We start from the raw sequence: 18,846 nt of genomic DNA on the forward strand, positions 1-18,846 counted from the left end.
TGAGTCACTTCCCTTTATTCGTCATATAGCTTAAATCTCGATATTCATTCAATGTGTGCACGTCCGGTGAAGGTTCTCCCTTAGCTGATGAGAGCGTCGCTTCAAGCGTATCAACACATGTATACACAGGCACTTGATAGCGCAGCGCGAGTTCTCTGATCTTGAAACCAAAGGACTTCCTGTTGCGCCCCGCCGTCGGAATGTTGAACACGGCAGCAATTTTTCCACTCGCCATTTGAGCAGCCACGTCAGCCTCTTCTTCGTTCACCCTTGTCGCTGGAATACCCGCTTTTGTGTACTCATCCGCCGTGCCCGGTGTTGCCAAAATGTCGAATCCCAATTTTACAAGCTTCTTGATGAGTTTCAAGCTCTCGTCTCTCTGATTTGAAGTGATCGAGCAAAATACTGCTTTCTTCTTCGACATCGCTGAAAACGGATTTGATTTATTCAGATAAACACCTTTCATAAAGGCCTCGGATACAGACTGTCCCAAGCCGAGCTGCTCGCCTGTCGATTTCATTTCCGGACCGAGCACAGGGTCAACACCCTTCAGCTTCGTGAAGGAAAATACAGGCGCTTTTACTGCATAAAAGCCCGGGCGAGGACAGTAGCCGTCATTGAGATTTTGTTCCGGCAGGCTTTTTCCGAGCTGAACGCCTACCGCCTTTTCAACCATTGACATTCCCGTTACTTTGCTGATGATTGGAACTGTTCGCGAAGCACGCGGGTTCACCTCGAGAACAAACACCTTTCCGGAGGCAATCACAAACTGAATGTTGATCAAACCCTTCACATTCAAGGCGCGGCATATTTTGCGCGTATCCTCTTCAATCTCATCCTTTGCTGCTTGATCAAGACTGAACGATGGAAATACAGCAATGCTGTCACCTGAATGAACGCCTGCACGTTCAATGTGCTGAAAGATGCCCGGAATTGCGGTCACATCTCCGTCGCTGATCGCATCCACCTCGCATTCAATACCCGGCATGTAGCGGTCAACTAGTAAAGGAAAAGATTGCTCATTCAGATTTCGTTCACTGTTTATATAGGCATCAAGTTCTTCAGGATGATGGAATAAGAACATCGATTGACCGCCAATGACGTAGGACGGACGAACAAGAATCGGATAACCGAGTTTCTCTCCTGCGACCGGCAAATCTTCAAGACAATGAACGGTACGGCCTTGAATATGTGGAATACCAAGCGAGTGCAGAAGCTCATAAAATTGTTCACGATCTTCAACTCGATCAATGCTCTCGGTGGACGTGCCGAGCACCTTGATTCCTGCTTGTTCCAGTGCCTTTGCTACATTCACTGCCGTCTGTCCGCCGAATTGAACGAGCGCGCCTTGAACCTTTTCCTTCTCCGCAACATGCAAAATATCTTCAATTGCCAACGGCTCGAAGTATAACCGATCGGCGATGGAATAATCGGTGCTGACGGTTTCAGGGTTGTTGTTAATCACAATGGCTTCAAAACCGTTCTTCTTCACTGCCATTGTCGCCTGAACGGAACAATAATCGAACTCAATCCCCTGTCCGATACGAATCGGACCCGAACCGATGATTAGAATTTTCGGCTTATCACTTGCAGGTGCCTCATCAGCACCAAACCAAGTCGAATAATAATAAGGCGTTTGGGCTTCGAATTCCCCCGCACACGTATCAACAAGATGATAGGAAGGAGCGAGACCGGCGGCACGAACGCGAGCATCGATGTCGTTCAGAGAGCTATTGAGCAGTTGAGCCAGCCGCTGATTACCAATATTCATCCATTTCGCATGTTCGATTTGTGCATCGGATAACTCCGCTAAGCTTTTTCCTTTGATCATTTTCTCAAAGGCAACAATTCCAAAGATTGCGTTGAGAAACCAATAATCAATTTCGGTTGCCTGATGAACGTCCGCAACCGTACGCCCTCTTCGAAACAGTTCACTGATTGCGAACAGACGCAAATCGGTCGTATTTTTCAAATGATCTTCCAGAACATCGTCCGGCTGTGCAGCGAGCATCTTGCTTTCAAGTCCGGTAAAGCCCATTTCCATGGAACGAACGCCCTTATTCAGCGCGCCTTCAAAGGTGCGGTCAATAGCCATGACTTCTCCGGTCGCTTTCATCTGTGTTCCAAGACTCCGGTCAGCTTCCGTAAATTTATCGAATGGAAAACGTGGAATTTTAACGACTATATAATCAATTGCCGGTTCAAAGGATGCATAGGTCGTACCCGTAATCGGATTTAAAATTTCATCAAGACAGAAACCGATCGCACATTTGGCGGCGACACGGGCGATCGGATAACCGGTCGCTTTGGACGCAAGCGCTGATGAACGGCTCACACGCGGATTAACTTCAATAATGGCATATTCATCTGATGCCGGGTTGAGTGCGAACTGAATGTTGCACCCTCCGACAATCTTCAAAGCACGAATGATTTTTAACGATGCGTTGCGGAGCATTTGGTACTGCACATCAGACAAGGTCTGCGAAGGTGCTACTACAATACTGTCTCCGGTATGCACACCCACGGGATCCATGTTTTCCATGTTGCAAACGATAATGCATGTATCGTTTGCGTCACGCATGACCTCATACTCAATTTCTTTCCAACCCTTGATGCTTTTCTCGATCAGGACTTCGTGAATCGGACTGAGCTTTAACCCTCGATGGAGGACCAAATTTAATTCTTTTTCGTTGTAGGCAAAGCCTCCGCCGGATCCGCCGAGGGTATAGGCCGGCCGAATGATGACCGGATATCCGACTTCCTTTATAAAGGCTAAACCATCTTCATAAGAGCGAATAATTTTGGAATCGGGAATCGGTTCCTTGATTTCAAGCATCAGATCCTTGAATAACTCCCGATCCTCTCCATGCTGAATTGAATCAACGGATGTACCAAGAAGCTCAACACCATATTTTTCCAGAACTCCTTGCTCATAAAGAGCAACAGCAAGGTTTAGACCGGTTTGTCCGCCCAGTGTGCCAATGATCCCGTCAGGGCGTTCTTTTATAAGAATTTTTTCTATTGTTTCAATGGTTAAAGGCTCGATATAGGTTCGGTCGGCAATCTGGTCGTCGGTCATGATCGTCGCCGGATTATTGTTAATGAGGACAACCTCAATGCCCTCTTCTTTGAGAGCAAGGCAGGCCTGCGTACCGGCATAATCGAATTCAGCCGCCTGACCAATCACGATCGGGCCGGAACCTATGACAAGCACTTTTTTAATGTCAGTACGTAACGGCATGAGTCACTTCACCTTTGTTCTGTTTAATCATATTCATAAAGTTCAAGAAAATCGGATGTGTATCGTCCGGACCCGGATGGGCTTCCGGATGAAATTGAACCGTTTCAATCGGAAGGTCATTATGGCTTAATCCTTCTACTGATTGATCGTTTACATTAAGATAGCTGATCGAAAATTGTTCCGTATCGATGCTGTCTTTTTCAACCACATAACTATGATTTTGCGAGGTCATCCACACTTTTCCGGTGGTTAATTCTTTGACCGGATGGTTGGCACCGCGATGACCGAAAAGCAATTTGCCAGTTTTCGCTCCGTAAGCAAGTGCAATCAGCTGATGACCAAGGCAGATGCCCAAAGTCGGATAGGCAGATGCTATTTTTTTAATTTCGCCGAACAGCGGCTGCAGCTGGATCGGGTCCCCAGGGCCGTTGCTGAGCATGACACCATCGGGATGCAACGCAGCAACAGCGTCTGAGTTGGTGTTATAAGGAACAACCGTTACCTTGCAGCCTTCATCGAGCAGTGCCTTCAGCATTGACTTCTTATATCCATAATCAATCAGAACAACATGTGGCCCTTTTCCCTCATAGGTGGTCATTGTCTTAGCAGAAACCTTGGCAACCATATCCTGATCCAGCGGTTGACTCCAATCGATCAGTGAAAAATCAGGAGAATCGCTGATGATCGCCTTCATCGTACCGCTCTTGCGCACTGCCTTGACAACAGCACGCGTGTCTATGTTGGCAAGACCCGGCACATCTGACTGCTTTAACCATTGATCTACCGTTTTAATTGATTGATAATGACTTGGCAGTTCGCAAAGATTACTGAAAAGCACGCCTTGCATTTGAATCTTGGCGTTTTCATTATCTTTCGCATTGACCCCGTAATTCCCAATCAGAGGATAGCAAAAGGTCATGATTTGACCTGCATAAGACGGATCGGTCATGATTTCCTGGTATCCGGTCATGCTGGTGTTGAAGACAAGTTCGCCCATCACTGAGGAAGGAGCGCCAACGCGCACGCCTGAGAATAATTGGCCCGACTCCAGAAGCAAGTATCCTTTTTTCATCATCAGCAGCCTCCTAATTATTTTTCCTTTAATACATCGTCAAGTGCTGCAATAAATGTATCAATTTCTGTTTCATTCGTGACGAGCGGAGGCAAAATGCGCAGCACATGCTTGCCGGCTGTCAAGATCAGCACTTGGTGTTTTTCTCTCAATTGGTTGACAATGTCAATAGCGGGTGCCGTGGTCTCAACACCGATTAACAATCCCAGGCCTCGAACATCGATTAATTGATTTGCGTATTTTTCTTTAAGGTCGTTCAATTTTTGATTTAAATAATCTGCATTCTTCACACATTGCGCAATCACATTTTGTTTTTCAAATGCTTCAATGGTAGCTACCCCTGCTGCGGTCGAGAACGGATTGCCTCCGAATGTCGATCCATGAGTTCCCGGTGTCAGCAATTGGGAAATATGTTTTTTTGCTAGGAAAGCGCCGATTGGGATCCCAGAACCAAGTGCTTTGGCTACTGTCAGAATGTCCGGTTCAATGCCATATTGCTCATAAGCAAAAAGCGTACCGGTTCTGCCCATGCCCGACTGTACTTCATCGACAATCATTGGGATACCTTTTTCCTTGCACACAGATGCGAGCTTCTGCACCCAAACTTTATCTGCGGGAATCACTCCGCCTTCGCCTTGAACCATTTCCAGCATGACAGCAATACATTCTTCATCAGCTGCGATAGCCTCGATATCTGCTGCATCATTATAAGGAAGGTATTTAAATCCGGGAACAAGAGAGCCAAAACCGTTGTGTATTTTTTCCTGTGCCGTTGCTGCCATTGTTGCGAGTGTCCTGCCGTGGAAGGAATGATCAAAGGTAACAATATGCCCCTCCGGTTTATGCAGGACTAAGTTCGCGTACCGGCGCGCCAATTTAATGGCTCCTTCGTTCGCTTCTGCCCCGCTGTTCCCAAAGAAAACTTGATCACAGCATGTGAGATCCGTCAGCATTTTCGCAAGCTTCTCTTGTGGTCCAATATGATACAAATTGGAACAATGCCAAAGGGTATCGAGTTGCTTTTTCAAAGCTGCTTCTACTGAATCCGGTACATGACCAAGTGCTAGTACTGCGATACCGGCTGTAAAATCCAAGTATTTTGTTCCTTCACTGTCCCAAACATAACTGCCCTTGCCTTTTTCAATAGTTATTGGAAAGCGTCCGTATGCAGCCATAACCGGCGCGATTGTTTCTTCTGATTTTGTGTTAAGCATGGAGTACTTCCTCCTCAAGGAAAATTTTTGTCCCGACTTCAATGCCCTTAGTATAATCAACCAGACATTCCGGCATCATACCGTTCACAATGACAACTTCCTGAACGTTTTTCTTTAAACTGTCCACTGCTGCCTTCGCTTTTGGAATCATGCCGCCGCTGATTTTCTTCAGTTCAATCAACCGTTCAATTTCCAGATCGGAGACCTGCTTCAGCCGTGTCAGTTCTCCATCCTTTTCAACAAGAATCCCAGGAACATCACTGATGAAGCACAATTTTCCATTAAGTGTCGCAGCAATGGCCGCAGCCGCTTGATCAGCGTTGATATTGTAATGCTGTCCCTTATCGTCCATGGATATAGGAGAGATGACAGGAATATAACCTTGACCGCACAAATTGGTAATCACGGACGGATCAACAGCCGTAATTTCACCGACATAGCCGAGTTTGGAAAGTGCAAGCGGCTTTGCATGAAACAATCCGCCATCAATGCCGCTTAGTCCAAATGCCTTACCGCCGGACGCGCTGATCTTGGAAACAATTTGTTTATTCATCGTCCCGCTGAGCACCATCTCCGCTACGTCAAGCACTTCCTGAGTTGTCACACGAAGCCCGTGGTGAAAAACAGTCGGAATAGCCATTTTCTCCAGCATCTGTGAAATTGCCGGACCGCCGCCATGTACGATGACCGGCAGCCACTCGCCTTCTGCCTGAATCGCCTGTATGCTGTTAAAAAAGGCCGGAGTCAGTTTATCAAAGACGCTTCCTCCACATTTAATCACCAGATAACGGTTCATTGTTGTCCTCCTGACATCATCTTTTTCTCACGAACGATAAGAAGCGTTTATTTTCACGTAGTCATAAGTTAAATCACAGCCCCAGGCAACCGCGTGACCGTTCCCCTCGCCAAGGATTGTTTTAATCACAATGGTGTTACCATCTAAATAGTTCTTTGCTTTTTCCTCATCAAAGTCAATCGGAACACCATTCTTAAAGAGAGTTATGTCGCCAAGCGCCATTGACACTTTACTTGGATCGAAGCGTTCTCCGCTGTATCCCATGGCACAAACAACTCTGCCCCAATTCGCATCACTTCCGAATACCGCTGTCTTTACAAGGCTCGAACCGACAATTGATTTACTGATCACTTCAGCGGAATGATCATCTTTAGCTCCGCTCACTTGAACTTCGATCAGCTTTGTCGCTCCCTCGCCATCGCCGGCAATGAACTTTGCAAGACCTTGACAGACAATTTCCAGTCCATTCAAGAAGGTTTGCCATTCCGGATGCTGCTCACTCAACAACTGATTTTCAGCTTGCCCATTTGCCAGAAGCAGGACCATATCGTTGGTACTTGTATCACCGTCGACGGTAATGCAATTGAATGATTTATTAATCACTGATTTCAGCGCAAGACTGAGAGAATCAGGAGCAACAGCGGCATCTGTTGTGACAAATCCGAGCATTGTCGCCATGTTCGGGTGTATCATGCCTGAACCCTTGCACGCGCCGCCGATGGTTACTGTTTTGCCATCAATTTCGACTTGAACAGCCAGATGCTTCGGCTTCGTATCCGTCGTGAGAATCGCTTCTTCAAAAGGTGCCTTCACATCATCGAGTTCAATGGCCGCAATGCCTTTTTCCATCTTTTCCATCGGAAGCTGCATGCCGATAACACCTGTTGAAGCAACACCTACGAGGTGATCGGCGATGCTTAGGTGCTCCGCCATCCACTTTCTTGTTGTATAAGCATTGTCAGTGCCTTCTTGGCCTGTGCATGAGTTCGCACTCACCGTATTCACTAAAATCGCCTGAAGTTTCTTTTCTTCAGCAATACTATCCTGTGTCACTTGCAGTGGTGCTGCTTGAAACACGTTCGTCGTATAAACCCCTGCCGCGGAGGCCGGAGTCTCTGAATAAATCCAACCCATATCCGGCCTGCCGATTCGGAGTCCGATATTCTGTCCTCCAGCAAGAAAGCCCTTGGGCGACCCGACACTGCCGTTTTCTATAGGAATAATTGCTGTTTGATTATATGTTTTTTCCACTAATCTCGCCCTCTCACGGATAGATCGGAGTGAACCCTAGTCCTGTCTGTTCATCCCAGCCCTTGATAATATTCAAATTCTGGACCGCCTGACCGGCTGCGCCCTTGACGACATTGTCGATGACGGAAACAATGGTGAGTCGCCTCGTCCTGCCATCGACATGTAATCCAATGTCGCAATAATTTGAGCCGAGTACTTCTTTTGTAGCCGGCCAAGTTCCAATGGGCCTGATCCGAACAAAAGGCGATTTTTCGTAATAATTTTCGTAGTGTTCCAGCAGCTCTCGTGTTGAGAAGCCTTGTTTCAAGTTCGCATACGTCGTGCACATCAATCCGCGTGTCATCGGAATCAGATGAGTGGTAAAAGTTATTGCGGTCTGTTCTCCGCTCTCCTGCGCGATCATCTGTTCAATTTCCGGTGTGTGCTGGTGCTGACCCAGCTTGTAAGCCCTCACGTTCTCATTGACTTCGCAAAACAAATTGCCAAGCGCCGCTTTCTTTCCCGATCCGGAAACTCCTGATTTTCCGTCAATAATAATGGATGTCAAATCGATCACATCATTTTTCAGCACCGGTGCAAGGCCAAGCAACGCAGCAGTTGGATAGCATCCGGGATTTGAAATGAAGGTTGCGCCCTCGATCTGCCTTCGGTTAATCTCCGCCAGTCCATACACTGCGTCATTCAGCAATGTCTGATCAGCAGGATCCAAATGATACCATTCCGCATAGTCCTGCGGATTTTTCAAGCGATAATCGCCGGAAAGATCGATACAGATCAGACCGCGTTTCAAGCATTCGGGAAGCAGATCTTTGCTGATGCCGGCGGGCGTTGCAAAGAAAACAGCATCAACCCTGGCCGCCAACTCATCCGCATCAAAATCCTCCAATGTTCTTTCAATAATACCGTCAAGATGAGGATAGATGCTCTGGATATCCGTGCCCGCGGTTGTATGCGCAACCAGCATCTCCAATTTGATTTGCGGATGATTCAGAAGCAAACGGATCAATTCAACGCCGCTGTACCCGTTCGCCCCAACAATACCTGCCTTCACCTGAAAGCCTCCAATAATTTGTTATATTTTCGTTCGGTGTCTCATTAACACTTCAGATAGTTAAATCAAAAGAGTAGTACTGATCCCCAAAAGATGTTTTCTGCGGAAAATTAAAAACGCCCGCCTCTTTTCATTTGAAAAGAGACGAGCGTTGATCACTATGCCCGCGGTACCACTCTGATTATTCCCAAATTAAAATGTTCAAAAAAGGGAATCTGCTTGAGACTCTGTAACGGGAGTTCCCGGACAATCCTACCTGTGATTCAGACCGTCATCTCCGAAGTGCGGTTCGCAGTATTACTTGCACCGGCTCTCACCAACCCGGCTCGCTTAAGCATTGCTCTACTGTTACTCTCTTCTTCACCGATTTTCAATAAGCAATTTTTAGTTATTTCTAACTTGTGTGATACTTATTATACATTGCTCAACTAATAAGTCAACCCTTATTTTAATTTTAATTAAATAAAAATGCAGCTGATTACTCAAACAATATATTCAGCAGCATTCCTCTATAGAAGTAAAAAATTTTTATAGTTTATTCTTCGGCCCCCAATGATGAATCTAGGGTGGCGAAATGTGAATATGCTATAATGAAAAAGCTTGTTCAATAACGAAAATACTCCTTATTTAAGGTTGGTGAACTTCTTGATTCATTTATTAATCGCGGTTATTCTTGGTGCCGTTGAGGGATTGACTGAATTTGCTCCGGTTTCGTCAACAGGACACTTAATCCTCGTGGCTGACTTGCTTCACTTTAATGGGGATACCGCAAAAACATTTGAAGTCATTATTCAGCTTGGGTCAATTATGGCTGTGGTTGTCCTCTACTGGAAAAGACTGTGGAGTCTCTTCGGTTTTTATCGGAACGAACCGAAGAACGGCCCTGAACATCTGAATCTTTTACACATCATTGTCGCAGGCATTCCGGCCATCATCCTCGGCGTGCTTTTGCGCGATTTTATTAAAAATGTTCTTTTCTCGCCTCAAAGTGTATTAATTGCACTTGTTGTCGGCGGCATCCTGATGATCATTGCTGAACGAATCGCCGCAAATCGCGGAGGAGCAGGCACAAAGGAATTGTCCTATGGACAGGCCTTTGTCATCGGCCTGTTCCAATGCTTGTCGCTCTGGTCCGGATTTTCCCGTTCCGGATCAACTATCGCCGGAGGACTTATTGCAGGCGTTGAACGGAAAACCGCGGCTGAATTTTCATTTATTCTTGCTGTTCCGATGATGATCGGCGCAAGCGGCTACGACTTCTACAAAAGTCTCGATTTTCTGCATGTCAGCGACATTCCGCTCTTTGTAGTCGGTTTTGTTACGGCATTTATTGTAGCCATGCTCGCCATTGTCTTTTTCCTTAAATTATTGCGCCGCTTTACCCTTGTACCGTTTGCCGTTTATCGTTTTATTCTCGCAGCGGTTTTTGCGCTTTATCTGATCTTCTAATAACTATCTATTATCTTCTTAAGTATCGAGTAGGAGGAGATAATTTCTCCGACCTCTCACACCACCGTACGTACGGGTCCGTATACGGCGGTTCAATAGCTTAAGTGTGCATGCTCGAACAGATGGACTAGATTTTTGAGTCCCACCTGTTCGAGTATTTTATTTGTGATTGACCGATGTAAGATATGGCTACAGGCGATATGCCAGTAACCTTTTCGTGTATTTGCCCATTCCCACGCTTTTTGTCTTGGAATCTTTAGTTTCATGAGACTTTTATAGCGCGTCTTGACCTTCTTCCAGCGTTTCCAAATGATCTGGCGAATTCTTCGCCGGAGCCACTGATTAATATGCCGAATATAACTCTTCATATAGCTTATGCCATAGTAGTTGATCCATCCTGTGGTTACTTCATTAATTTCTTTAATGATCCCACGGATGTTACCGCTTCGGCTTCTTTTCGTCAGGTGTTTGAGCTTTCGCTCAAAGCGCTTTTTCGACTTGATGTGGGGGCGGAACCCCGATCCCTGTTTGGTCGTGTGCAGGCAGAATCCAAGAAATTTGAGTTTCGTTGGGCTGCCGACCTGAGTTTTCTCCCGATTGACGGTTAGTTTCAGTTTATCTTCCAGAAAGGTGGTGATACTCTTCATGACTCGTTCGCCCGCTCTTCTGCTTTTGACATAGATCGTACAGTCGTCGGCATAGCGAACAAACTTATGTCCTCTTCGTTCCAGTTCCTTGTCCAGTTGATCAAGATAAATGTTGCCTAGAATGGGAGAAAGATTGCCGCCTTGGGGAACACCGGCTTCGGTCGGTACAACCCTTCCATTCGTATGCACACCACTATGCAGGAACCTGCGAATGAGTTGAAGGACGATTTTGTCCTTAATCCGTTTTTCCACGCAATACATCAACTGGTCATGATTCACTGTGTCAAAGTAGGCTTTTAAATCAAGATCCACCGCATATCTATATCCTGCTTCGTAGTAAGCCTTGGCGCGTTTCATTGCGTTATGGGCACTGCGGTGCGGGCGGAAGCCAAAGCTGTTGTCTGAGAACGTCGGGTCAACGATCCGTTCCATCACTTGAAGGATCGCTTGTTGTACCAGTCGGTCACGTACAGTCGGAACTCCGAGCTTTCGTTTCGATCCATCCGGTTTGGGAATTTCTACACGTCTTACGGGTTGTGGCTTATAGGAGCCATTCCTCATCTGTTTGATCAATTCTTCCTTGTTCCGTATGAGGTAAGAAAAGAGCTCCTTCACTGTCGTCCCATCGATGCCTGCCGCTCCTTTATTCGCCTTAACACGCTTGTAGGCTTGATTAAGATTGGAACGGCTCGTTATTTTCACGATGAGTTTTTGATTTTTCACACCATCTCTTCGTTCAGGTTCGCCGTGAGTCGTGCTACACACTTCTGTCGTACCTTCGGACTCCATCCTATTCTTCGATAGATAGTCATCATTTGATGTTTTCTGTGATTGCCGCATCGCTCACACCTCCTCTGTTTCCGAGATTACTATTGTTCAGCCCTTTGTCCTGGTGGACTCCTATGGCTTCTGCTGACTTCTTACAATTCATCTCACCATCACTGGCATGATTGTTCCTGTGGGAAATGCCTTCCCTCTTGTCGGGAACCCTTGTAAGACCTCCCCGGGTAAGAACGACCGCTTTCCTTCCATGTGGCTGCTGCATATACTGTTTGAGATTCGGGCAGTATTGGACTTCACCTTGTTACGCAGGCTTATCCGTCTCTATTCAGCCTTAGTATGCAGTTCTTGTTCATCAGCCCAGAAGTTTGCCTCCGGCTTCCTTCAGATTCCACCTCACAGTGGACACCCTTGCCTTTGGCTAACAGTTCCTACTGCCAAGCCTGTAGCGGACTTTCACCGCCTAGCTGTCGTCCATGCCGGGCGCACGTATAAAAAGAGCCGGAGAGAAATCTCTCCGGCCCTTTTTATTTTTCAATCGATTAGTTCGCATATTCCGGAATATCAAAAATCAAGTTATATTTAGAAACCACACTGTACAATGTATCGATCATTGGCGTCTGTTTCACAGCCCAGGCGACGTCGGTCGCATATTGATGAGCAGCACTGCCCATAACAAGTGCTTCCGGATTCCAGCGCATTTTGTACAATGTATCCTGGCGGTAGGTAGCATTATAAACGTAATATTTTGCGATCCAAGCAGCCCCGCCTTTGATTGCCTTTTCAGGCGTTGTCCAGCCTTGTTCGTAAGCATACTTTGCTCCACTGTTCACCGCACTTCCGTCGTAAGCGCCGATGCCGAACATATTATAGACCGTCGTACCATTATAGTTGACGCCATTAGCAAGTGTCGAACTACCGTTTCCTGTCTCAAGCAGCGCGTGGGAAACAAGATATACCTCGTTTACTTTGCTCTCATTTGCCGCATTTATAAAAGCCGCACCTTGTCCGGCCAAAATCCCCTTGCCCTTCAGCATCGTGTTCATATCACTAAGCGAAATATTGGCCAATGAGGAAAGCTGTAAGAATTGGTAATATTCTATACTTCCCTTTGAAAAATTCTTCGGGTTTAAGTATTGAGCCAGAGAAGAACTGCTGTTTACATTCTGTTCTTCCGCCAGTGCCTGACCGAATGAAATTGAATAATTTGTTGTGATATATGCAGCATTACCGTCTTGAATGGTTGTTGTTGTTTCTTTTTTTACATAGTCCCCGTATACATAACCGTCTTGACCGTTATAACTGACCTTAACCCATCCGTCAGGAGCATCAGCAAGTATTTCAACAAGTGTTCCTGCCTTTAATACTTCATAGCTCTTATATGATGTTCCCGGACCTTGACGGAAATTTACTCCAGTAGTGATTAACCCACTGGTTTCTGTTGTTTGTGTATCTGACGAATCCGAGCTACCGGAGTTATCCGAGGCACTATCAGGCTTTTGCACATAATCGCCCGACACATATGCCGTTCCTCCGGCATAGTTGACCTTCAGCCAGTCTCCACTTGTTCCCACTACTTCCACGCTGCTTCCTTTCTTCAACGTTGTCAGCAGCTTGCCTGAGGTCGACGCGCTCGATCGGACATTCAAATTTGCTGTCGTCGTTCCAGTGTAAAGCACCGTTTCACTACCGGATCCATCCGATGCACTGTCAGGCTTTTGTACATAATCGCCGGATACATACGCCGTTCCTCCGCTGTATTTGATCTTCAGCCAGTCGCCGCTTGTACCCACTACTTCTACACTGCTCCCCTTCTTCAACGTTGTCAGCAGTTTGCCTGAGGTCGATGCACTTGATCGAACATTCAAATTTGCTTTCGTCGTTCCAGTGTAAAGCACCGTTTCACTACCGGATCCATCCGATGCACTGTCAGGCTTTTGCACATAATCGCCCGACACATACGCCGTTCCTCCGCTGTATTTGATCTTCAGCCAGTCGCCGCTTGTGCCCACTACTTCCACGCTGCTTCCTTTCTTCAACGTTGTCAGCAGCTTGCCTGAGGTCGACGCGCTTGATCGAACATTCAAATTTGCTTTCGTCGTTCCGGTGTACAAAACCGTTTCATTGGAGCTGTCGGAATCCGATGTACTGCCCGCCTTCGTGACATAATCGCCCGACACATACGCCGTTCCTCCGCTGTATTTGATCTTCAGCCAATCGCCGCTCGTCCCCACTACTTCTACGCTGTTCCCTTTCTTCAACGTCGAAAGAAGCTTGCCTGAGGTCGATGCACTTGATCGAACATTCAAATTTGCTTTCGTCGTTCCAGTGTAAAGCACCGTTTCACTACCGGATCCATCCGATGAACTGTCAGGCTTTTGCACATAATCGCCCGACACATACGCCGTTCCTCCGCTGTATTTGATCTTCAGCCAGTCGCCGCTTGTGCCCACTACTTCCACGCTGCTTCCTTTCTTCAACGTTGTCAGCAGCTTGCCTGAGGTCGACGCGCTCGATCGGACATTCAAATTTGCTTTCGTTGTTCCCGTGTACAAAACCGTTTCATTGGAGCTGTCGGAATCCGATGTACTGCCCGCCTTCGTGACATAATCGCCCGACACATACGCCGTTCCCCCGCTGTATTTGATCTTCAGCCAGTCGCCGCTTGTGCCTACAACTTCCACGCTGCTCCCCTTCTTCAACGTTGTCAGCAGCTTGCCTGAGGTCGACGCACTTGATCGAACATTCAAATTTGCTTTCGTCGTTCCGGTGTACAAAACCGTTTCATTGGAGCTGTCGGAATCCGATGTACTGCCCGCCTTCGTGACATAATCGCCCGACACATACGCCGTTCCTCCGCTGTATTTGATCTTCAGCCAATCGCCGCTCGTCCCCACTACTTCTACGCTGTTCCCTTTCTTCAACGTCGAAAGAAGCTTGCCTGAGGTCGACGCGCTCGATCGAACATTCAAATTTGCCGTTGTAGTCCCGGTATAAAGAGTTTGTTCGCTTGCCGATGAACTCGTTTCAGAAGCAGTACCCGTCTTTATGTAATCTGCGGAAACATAAGCAGATCCGTCTTTATACTGGATCTGTAACCAACCGTCACTCGTTTTTCCGGTAACTGTAACAGTGGCACCTTTTTTCAATGTTGTGAGCACTGTTCCCTGCGTGGATGGTAAAAGGCGTACATTCAAGTTTGCAGATGCTGTCCCCTGATAACTGGCAACCGACTGCACAGACAGACTTGGCGTGCCAGTCGAGCTTTCCGAGACTTTCTCTGTATAGTAGCCGTCAACATATGCTGTTCGTCCTTCATATTTGATCTTCAGCCAATTCCCCTTTTCACTTTCTTTGTCTATTCCAATGACTTCAAACGTCTGATCCTTCTTAAGCATGCCGATTTGCTGTTGTTCAGTGCCAGGTGTACTACGTACATTCAAATTCGTTTTGGCTTTCGCTTGATAGGTTTCGAAAGCATCTGCAGATGCATGAACAGGAACTCCTGTAACCGTTGCTACCGCTGCTGCAGCCGCGAAAGCTCCGACAATAGTAAAATTACGATTTGGGCTCATTATAAGTTACCCCCGAGTATGATCTAAATGATAGATTATATTTTTACTAGATATATCGGTAAGTTATGGAATTAGTTTAGTGTAAAGTGTTGATTTCACTCGTTTTGTAACGAATAATTAACAATTTAGCCGATTTAAGTAGGTTATTTGGCACAGTATTTTAATTACGTTCTTTGATAAAAAGTAATTTATGATTAATAAGATTCAGTTCGCTTGTTTCTTGTTTTATTCAAATTGATGAATCAAAATCACCGAAACAGACGGTTTTCCCCCTCCTGTTCCCGCTCTTTCATATCGAAATTCTGAAAATCGTATTACGTGACCAACAACGGTCCCGAATGGATTAAAATTTCTTTTTCAGAAAAGAGTAATTCATTTTTTTATACTCCAAATTTCATAGGCAAATCGTTTATCCGACTTTTTTGTTTTCATTAAAAAGAAAAACCGGGCAAAAAGCGCCCGGTCCTTAATCTCCAGCCATGTGTGATTGGTTTGTGTCTTTACAGTGTTGAATCATCGCTTCGGTTACTCGCATCAACTGAGCGCGACCGCGGGCACACCGCGAGCCTCCTCAGACAAGTAGAAATCTGCGGGTCTCGCTGGCACCTGATCCCGCAGGCGTTTCACACCTCCGCTTTGATTTTCGGCCAAGCCACTGAGTTATTCGTTTAAATACGGGGCAAAATTTTATACTTTCTTAACTTGCAAAAAAGCCCGAACTGGGCTTTTCGTGTGTCTTAATGAGTTGTATAAGAAATGGCTTGATTTCCGAATTGGTGCCAGGCTTTTATAAAAGCTTGTTTACTTGACTTGGTTCCTGGTTTGCCAGCAAGCGGATCATTAAAATAGACATAATTTTTGTCAAATCCGGTCAGCAAAACGGAATGTTCCTTAAAAGTGATGCGAATTGTTCCTTGCTTTGTCGGCCAGTTCTGCCATGCACTCTCCGGAATGGGCTGAAAATTAATACTCGTTATCGTCCATACCGGCTTGCCCGAAGCCATTTGTTTTTCAATCGCTGACCACGGCTTGCCGGTCATATCAATCACACGCTCGCCTAAATAGCGGCGCGCCAAGTCGGCAACCGGTCCATGATAGACGGCAAATCCCGGATTTGCTCGACTGCCGTGGTACATATTGCCTACAAATCCTTCATTCGGATTGCCTTTCAGTGCTCCTGACTGAAAAGGAACCTTTTTCATTTGTTCCGCGAGCTGCATTTTATTGATTTTTACATCGGCAGATTGCAGCAGCATCGTCAGGCTTGTCACTTCACAGCCATTGGGAAGTTCAGGCTTTTGACTGACATATGGTGCGCTCAGCTTTTTCTCTGTCACAGCAGGTTTCTTTTCATGTTTAGGCAAAGTCTCTTTTAGCACTGCCGGATTACCCGTCTGTTCTTTTTGCGTTCGTTCAGAAGATCCTTCTTGATCGCCTCGATTCTGTAAGAGAACCACCATAAAGACAGCACAGACGATCATAATCAGAATCATTAGTATCGCAACCATTCGTTTCACATAACGCATTCATAATCCCCTCTAGGAAAATCGGCGCTCATAAGCATTATTGACTTCTTCGCTCCGTAAATCGAAGCAAATGGTAAATAGTCTTAATCGTTGGTACTTGTGCACCGCATCGGTCAGCGGTCTCAATAACGAAACCGAGAATAGCATCCAATTCCATTTCACGGCCATTCTCAAGATCCTGGAGCATCGATGTTTTATGATTCTGGATCTTCTCGTCAGGAAACAAAAGACCTGTTATGTACTGCTCGCTGATTTGAATTCCTGATTTCGCCGCAACTTCAAGAAACTCTTCGCTGATTCGTTCTAACAACCCATGAAGATCCGAGTCTGCCAGCGCTTCTCCAACGCGTGTTCGCGTTAAAGCAGTTAACGGATTATAGGTGATATTCCAAAGTAATTTTTCCCATTTAATCTGTCGAATATGATTCGTGATCCGCACCTCAGCCCCTGAATGCAGCAAAGCTTCTTTGAGTTCATGAAGCGTTTCGTTTACCAAACTGTTTTCCTGCCATTCGCCGATCACGAGTGTGCCGTCGCCGACATGGTTTACCACGCCCGGTGCTTCGCGAATGATTGAAATAAACGCGGAGCCGCCAATCACATGATCAGCACCAAAAATTTCAGCGAGTCGTTCTTCATTGCCGATTCCGTTAAGCAGACAGATAACCTTCGTTTTCGGTCCCATGAGTGCACTCAATTCAGGAATCACAGCTTCTAAAGCAGTAGATTTAATCGCTAACAAAATATAATCGAAAGAAAAATCCTCTTCCAGATTTTCTGCGTCTCTAACTTTTACCGGTAGCGAAAAATCGCCGGCAATACTTTTCACAATCAGTTCGTGATCATGCAGCCGCTCAAGTGTCCGTCCTTTGGCAATAAAGGTCACGTCCAATTTTTCCTTCGCTAAAACTCCGCCATAGTAGCAGCCGATAGCCCCTGCACCCAGTATTCCAATCTTCACAATCAAACACGCCCCATTCCCTGACCTGATATCTGTTCTCCTGCCGCAGTCTCTTTTTCTCTAATACTCTCATTTTAGCGTATTTCAGAGCGTTTTTCTTAATCAAATCCTTGGAAATGATTCATGAACCAGCCAGTTCGAACAGTCTCCAGTATTTTTGTTATACTTAGAACGGCTTACACAGGATTCGCACAAGGTAGCATAGAATCATGAAGTGATACGAATTTAGCGGAAACAGGTGAATCAATTTGGATGAAATCATTATTTATTGCGACGGCGGATGCCGGGGAAACCAGAGTGACCATAATGTCGGCGGCTGGGGAGCCATTTTAAAATACGGTGATCATGTCAAAGAGCTTCGCGGAGGCATGCATAACACAACCAATAACGTGATGGAACTGACGGCGGCAATCCGCGCGCTTGAATCGCTCAAATCACGGCAAATCCCGGTCGCATTCTACATAGACAGCGCTTATGTAGTGAATGGCATGAACAGCTGGATTTCAGGGTGGATTAAAAAAGGCTGGAAGACAGCAGGCGGAAAAGCCGTTAAAAATAAAGAGTTGTGGATGCGACTGAATGATCTCGCGCAGGCGCAAGAAAAGATTACCTTCAATAAGGTCAAGGGGCATCACGGTGTCGAATACAACGAACGCGCCGATCAACTCGCAAATCTCGCCATGGATGAAGCAGAAAAAGACTAGACAGAAAAAGCCAGAGAACCTCGCGTATTGCGCAGTTTCTGGCTTTTTAATCATTTTATTGAACATTTAAGATTACTTGTCCCTTTTTCATTGATTCATTGACGTTGATGACGCGCTGATTCGATGACCCGCGGAATTTCAGCTTCAAGTTCCGTTTTGTCATATCAAACGGTCCATCCACAAGCACATCGATTTGGTCGAGCATTTCCCGCCGCTCCGAATCCTCAAGCAAATCTTCATAGAGAAATCCGGTCCAGCACCAAATATCCTTATCCGGACATTCGTTCTTCACACGCTCGACGAGTTTTGTCAGGGTGTTTGGGTGATCAAACGGCTCGCCGCCGAGCAGCGACAATCCCTGAACTTTACCGTCCGAACGATTTAAATCATCAATGATTTTGTTCTCCACTTCATCCGTATATGGCTTACCGAAGTCAGGATTCCAAGCGATTGCATTCCAACAGCCCTTGCAGTGAAAATGGCAGCCGCTGACAAACAAGGAATGCCTGACTCCCGTTCCATTCAAAAAATCAAAGCGTTTATAATCGGCGTAATTCATAATCGGTGTGACTTGTCCTC

The 18,846-nt window shown here is 46.2% G+C and carries 13 protein-coding genes and 1 other annotated feature; of the genes, 2 read left to right on the plus strand and 11 right to left on the minus strand.

The genetic code is table 11. The features are described from left to right. Nucleotides 1–4: 4 nt before the first annotated feature. Genes carB through argC form a run of 6 tightly spaced genes read right to left on the minus strand, consistent with a single transcriptional unit; the run spans nt 5 to nt 8,625 of the window. A complete protein-coding gene (gene carB, locus AC1MBV_RS16725) occupies nt 5–3,241 on the minus strand; it encodes a carbamoyl-phosphate synthase (glutamine-hydrolyzing) large subunit (RefSeq protein WP_255749006.1) in 3,237 nt (1,078 codons plus the stop codon). Next, nucleotides 3,225–4,313 (minus strand): carbamoyl phosphate synthase small subunit, encoded by a 1,089-nt coding sequence (locus AC1MBV_RS16730; RefSeq protein ID WP_255749058.1) that lies wholly within the window; start codon nt 4,311–4,313, stop codon nt 3,225–3,227. The genes carB and AC1MBV_RS16730 overlap by 17 nt, the downstream gene beginning before the upstream one ends. 17 nt (nt 4,314–4,330) lie before the next feature. Further along, entirely contained in the window at nt 4,331–5,527 is a 1,197-nt protein-coding gene (locus tag AC1MBV_RS16735) for an aspartate aminotransferase family protein (RefSeq protein WP_255749004.1), read from the minus strand. Beyond that, nucleotides 5,520–6,323 carry an acetylglutamate kinase gene (gene argB / locus AC1MBV_RS16740; protein WP_255749003.1) on the minus strand — a complete coding sequence of 268 codons (804 nt, stop codon included), beginning with the start codon at nt 6,321–6,323 and terminating at the stop codon, nt 5,520–5,522. The genes AC1MBV_RS16735 and argB overlap by 8 nt, the downstream gene beginning before the upstream one ends. Nucleotides 6,324–6,350: 27 nt before the next feature. Then, complete coding sequence (gene argJ / locus AC1MBV_RS16745; RefSeq protein WP_255749002.1) at nt 6,351–7,574, minus strand: bifunctional ornithine acetyltransferase/N-acetylglutamate synthase; 1,224 nt, start codon at nt 7,572–7,574, stop codon at nt 6,351–6,353. A 13-nt stretch (nt 7,575–7,587) separates the two neighbouring features. After that, a complete protein-coding gene (gene argC, locus AC1MBV_RS16750; RefSeq protein WP_255749001.1) occupies nt 7,588–8,625 on the minus strand; it encodes an N-acetyl-gamma-glutamyl-phosphate reductase in 1,038 nt (345 codons plus the stop codon). Between the two features lie 137 nt (nt 8,626–8,762). Then, nucleotides 8,763–8,998, minus strand: a binding site (T-box leader). Between the two features lie 272 nt (nt 8,999–9,270). Here argC and bacA point away from each other — a divergent pair. Beyond that, on the plus strand, nt 9,271–10,074 hold the full coding sequence (gene bacA / locus AC1MBV_RS16755) for an undecaprenyl-diphosphate phosphatase (protein ID WP_255749000.1): 804 nt from the start codon (nt 9,271–9,273) through the stop codon (nt 10,072–10,074). A gap of 92 nt (nt 10,075–10,166) precedes the next feature. On the opposite strand, the gene ltrA is transcribed toward bacA, so the two are convergent. The 4 genes from ltrA to AC1MBV_RS16775 form a co-directional block, all read right to left on the minus strand. Beyond that, nucleotides 10,167–11,561 (minus strand): group II intron reverse transcriptase/maturase, encoded by a 1,395-nt coding sequence (gene ltrA / locus AC1MBV_RS16760; protein WP_480948838.1) that lies wholly within the window; start codon nt 11,559–11,561, stop codon nt 10,167–10,169. Between the two features lie 482 nt (nt 11,562–12,043). Beyond that, nucleotides 12,044–15,076 (minus strand): SH3 domain-containing protein, encoded by a 3,033-nt coding sequence (locus AC1MBV_RS16765; protein WP_480948839.1) that lies wholly within the window; start codon nt 15,074–15,076, stop codon nt 12,044–12,046. Between the two features lie 737 nt (nt 15,077–15,813). After that, complete coding sequence (locus tag AC1MBV_RS16770) at nt 15,814–16,602, minus strand: C39 family peptidase (protein ID WP_480948840.1); 789 nt, start codon at nt 16,600–16,602, stop codon at nt 15,814–15,816. A gap of 37 nt (nt 16,603–16,639) precedes the next feature. Then, complete coding sequence (locus tag AC1MBV_RS16775; protein WP_480948841.1) at nt 16,640–17,563, minus strand: ketopantoate reductase family protein; 924 nt, start codon at nt 17,561–17,563, stop codon at nt 16,640–16,642. A 248-nt stretch (nt 17,564–17,811) separates the two neighbouring features. Between AC1MBV_RS16775 and rnhA the strand changes: the two genes are divergently transcribed. Next, on the plus strand, nt 17,812–18,267 hold the full coding sequence (gene rnhA / locus AC1MBV_RS16780) for a ribonuclease HI (protein WP_255749598.1): 456 nt from the start codon (nt 17,812–17,814) through the stop codon (nt 18,265–18,267). 55 nt (nt 18,268–18,322) lie between these two features. On the opposite strand, the gene nrdG is transcribed toward rnhA, so the two are convergent. Next, the gene (gene nrdG, locus AC1MBV_RS16785) at nt 18,323–18,826 is read right to left on the minus strand and encodes an anaerobic ribonucleoside-triphosphate reductase activating protein (RefSeq protein ID WP_255749599.1); all 504 of its coding nucleotides are present in this window, start codon (nt 18,824–18,826) and stop codon (nt 18,323–18,325) included. Between the last annotated feature and the right edge of the window lie 20 nt (nt 18,827–18,846).

This window comes from Sporolactobacillus sp. PKPK-6 (assembly GCF_056678885.1).

Bases quoted from the DNA above. Each gene is read 5' to 3' on its own strand.
- AC1MBV_RS16730 (WP_255749058.1), bottom strand. From the start codon at position 4,313: ATGAAAAAAGGATACTTGCTTCTGGAGTCGGGCCAATTATTCTCAGGC.
- AC1MBV_RS16765 (WP_480948839.1), bottom strand. From the start codon at position 15,076: ATGAGCCCAAATCGTAATTTTACTATTGTCGGAGCTTTCGCGGCTGCA.
- carB (WP_255749006.1), bottom strand. From the start codon at position 3,241: ATGCCGTTACGTACTGACATTAAAAAAGTGCTTGTCATAGGTTCCGGC.
- AC1MBV_RS16735 (WP_255749004.1), bottom strand. From the start codon at position 5,527: ATGCTTAACACAAAATCAGAAGAAACAATCGCGCCGGTTATGGCTGCA.
- ltrA (WP_480948838.1), bottom strand. From the start codon at position 11,561: ATGCGGCAATCACAGAAAACATCAAATGATGACTATCTATCGAAGAAT.
- AC1MBV_RS16770 (WP_480948840.1), bottom strand. From the start codon at position 16,602: ATGCGTTATGTGAAACGAATGGTTGCGATACTAATGATTCTGATTATG.
- nrdG (WP_255749599.1), bottom strand. From the start codon at position 18,826: ATGAATTACGCCGATTATAAACGCTTTGATTTTTTGAATGGAACGGGA.
- argB (WP_255749003.1), bottom strand. From the start codon at position 6,323: ATGAACCGTTATCTGGTGATTAAATGTGGAGGAAGCGTCTTTGATAAA.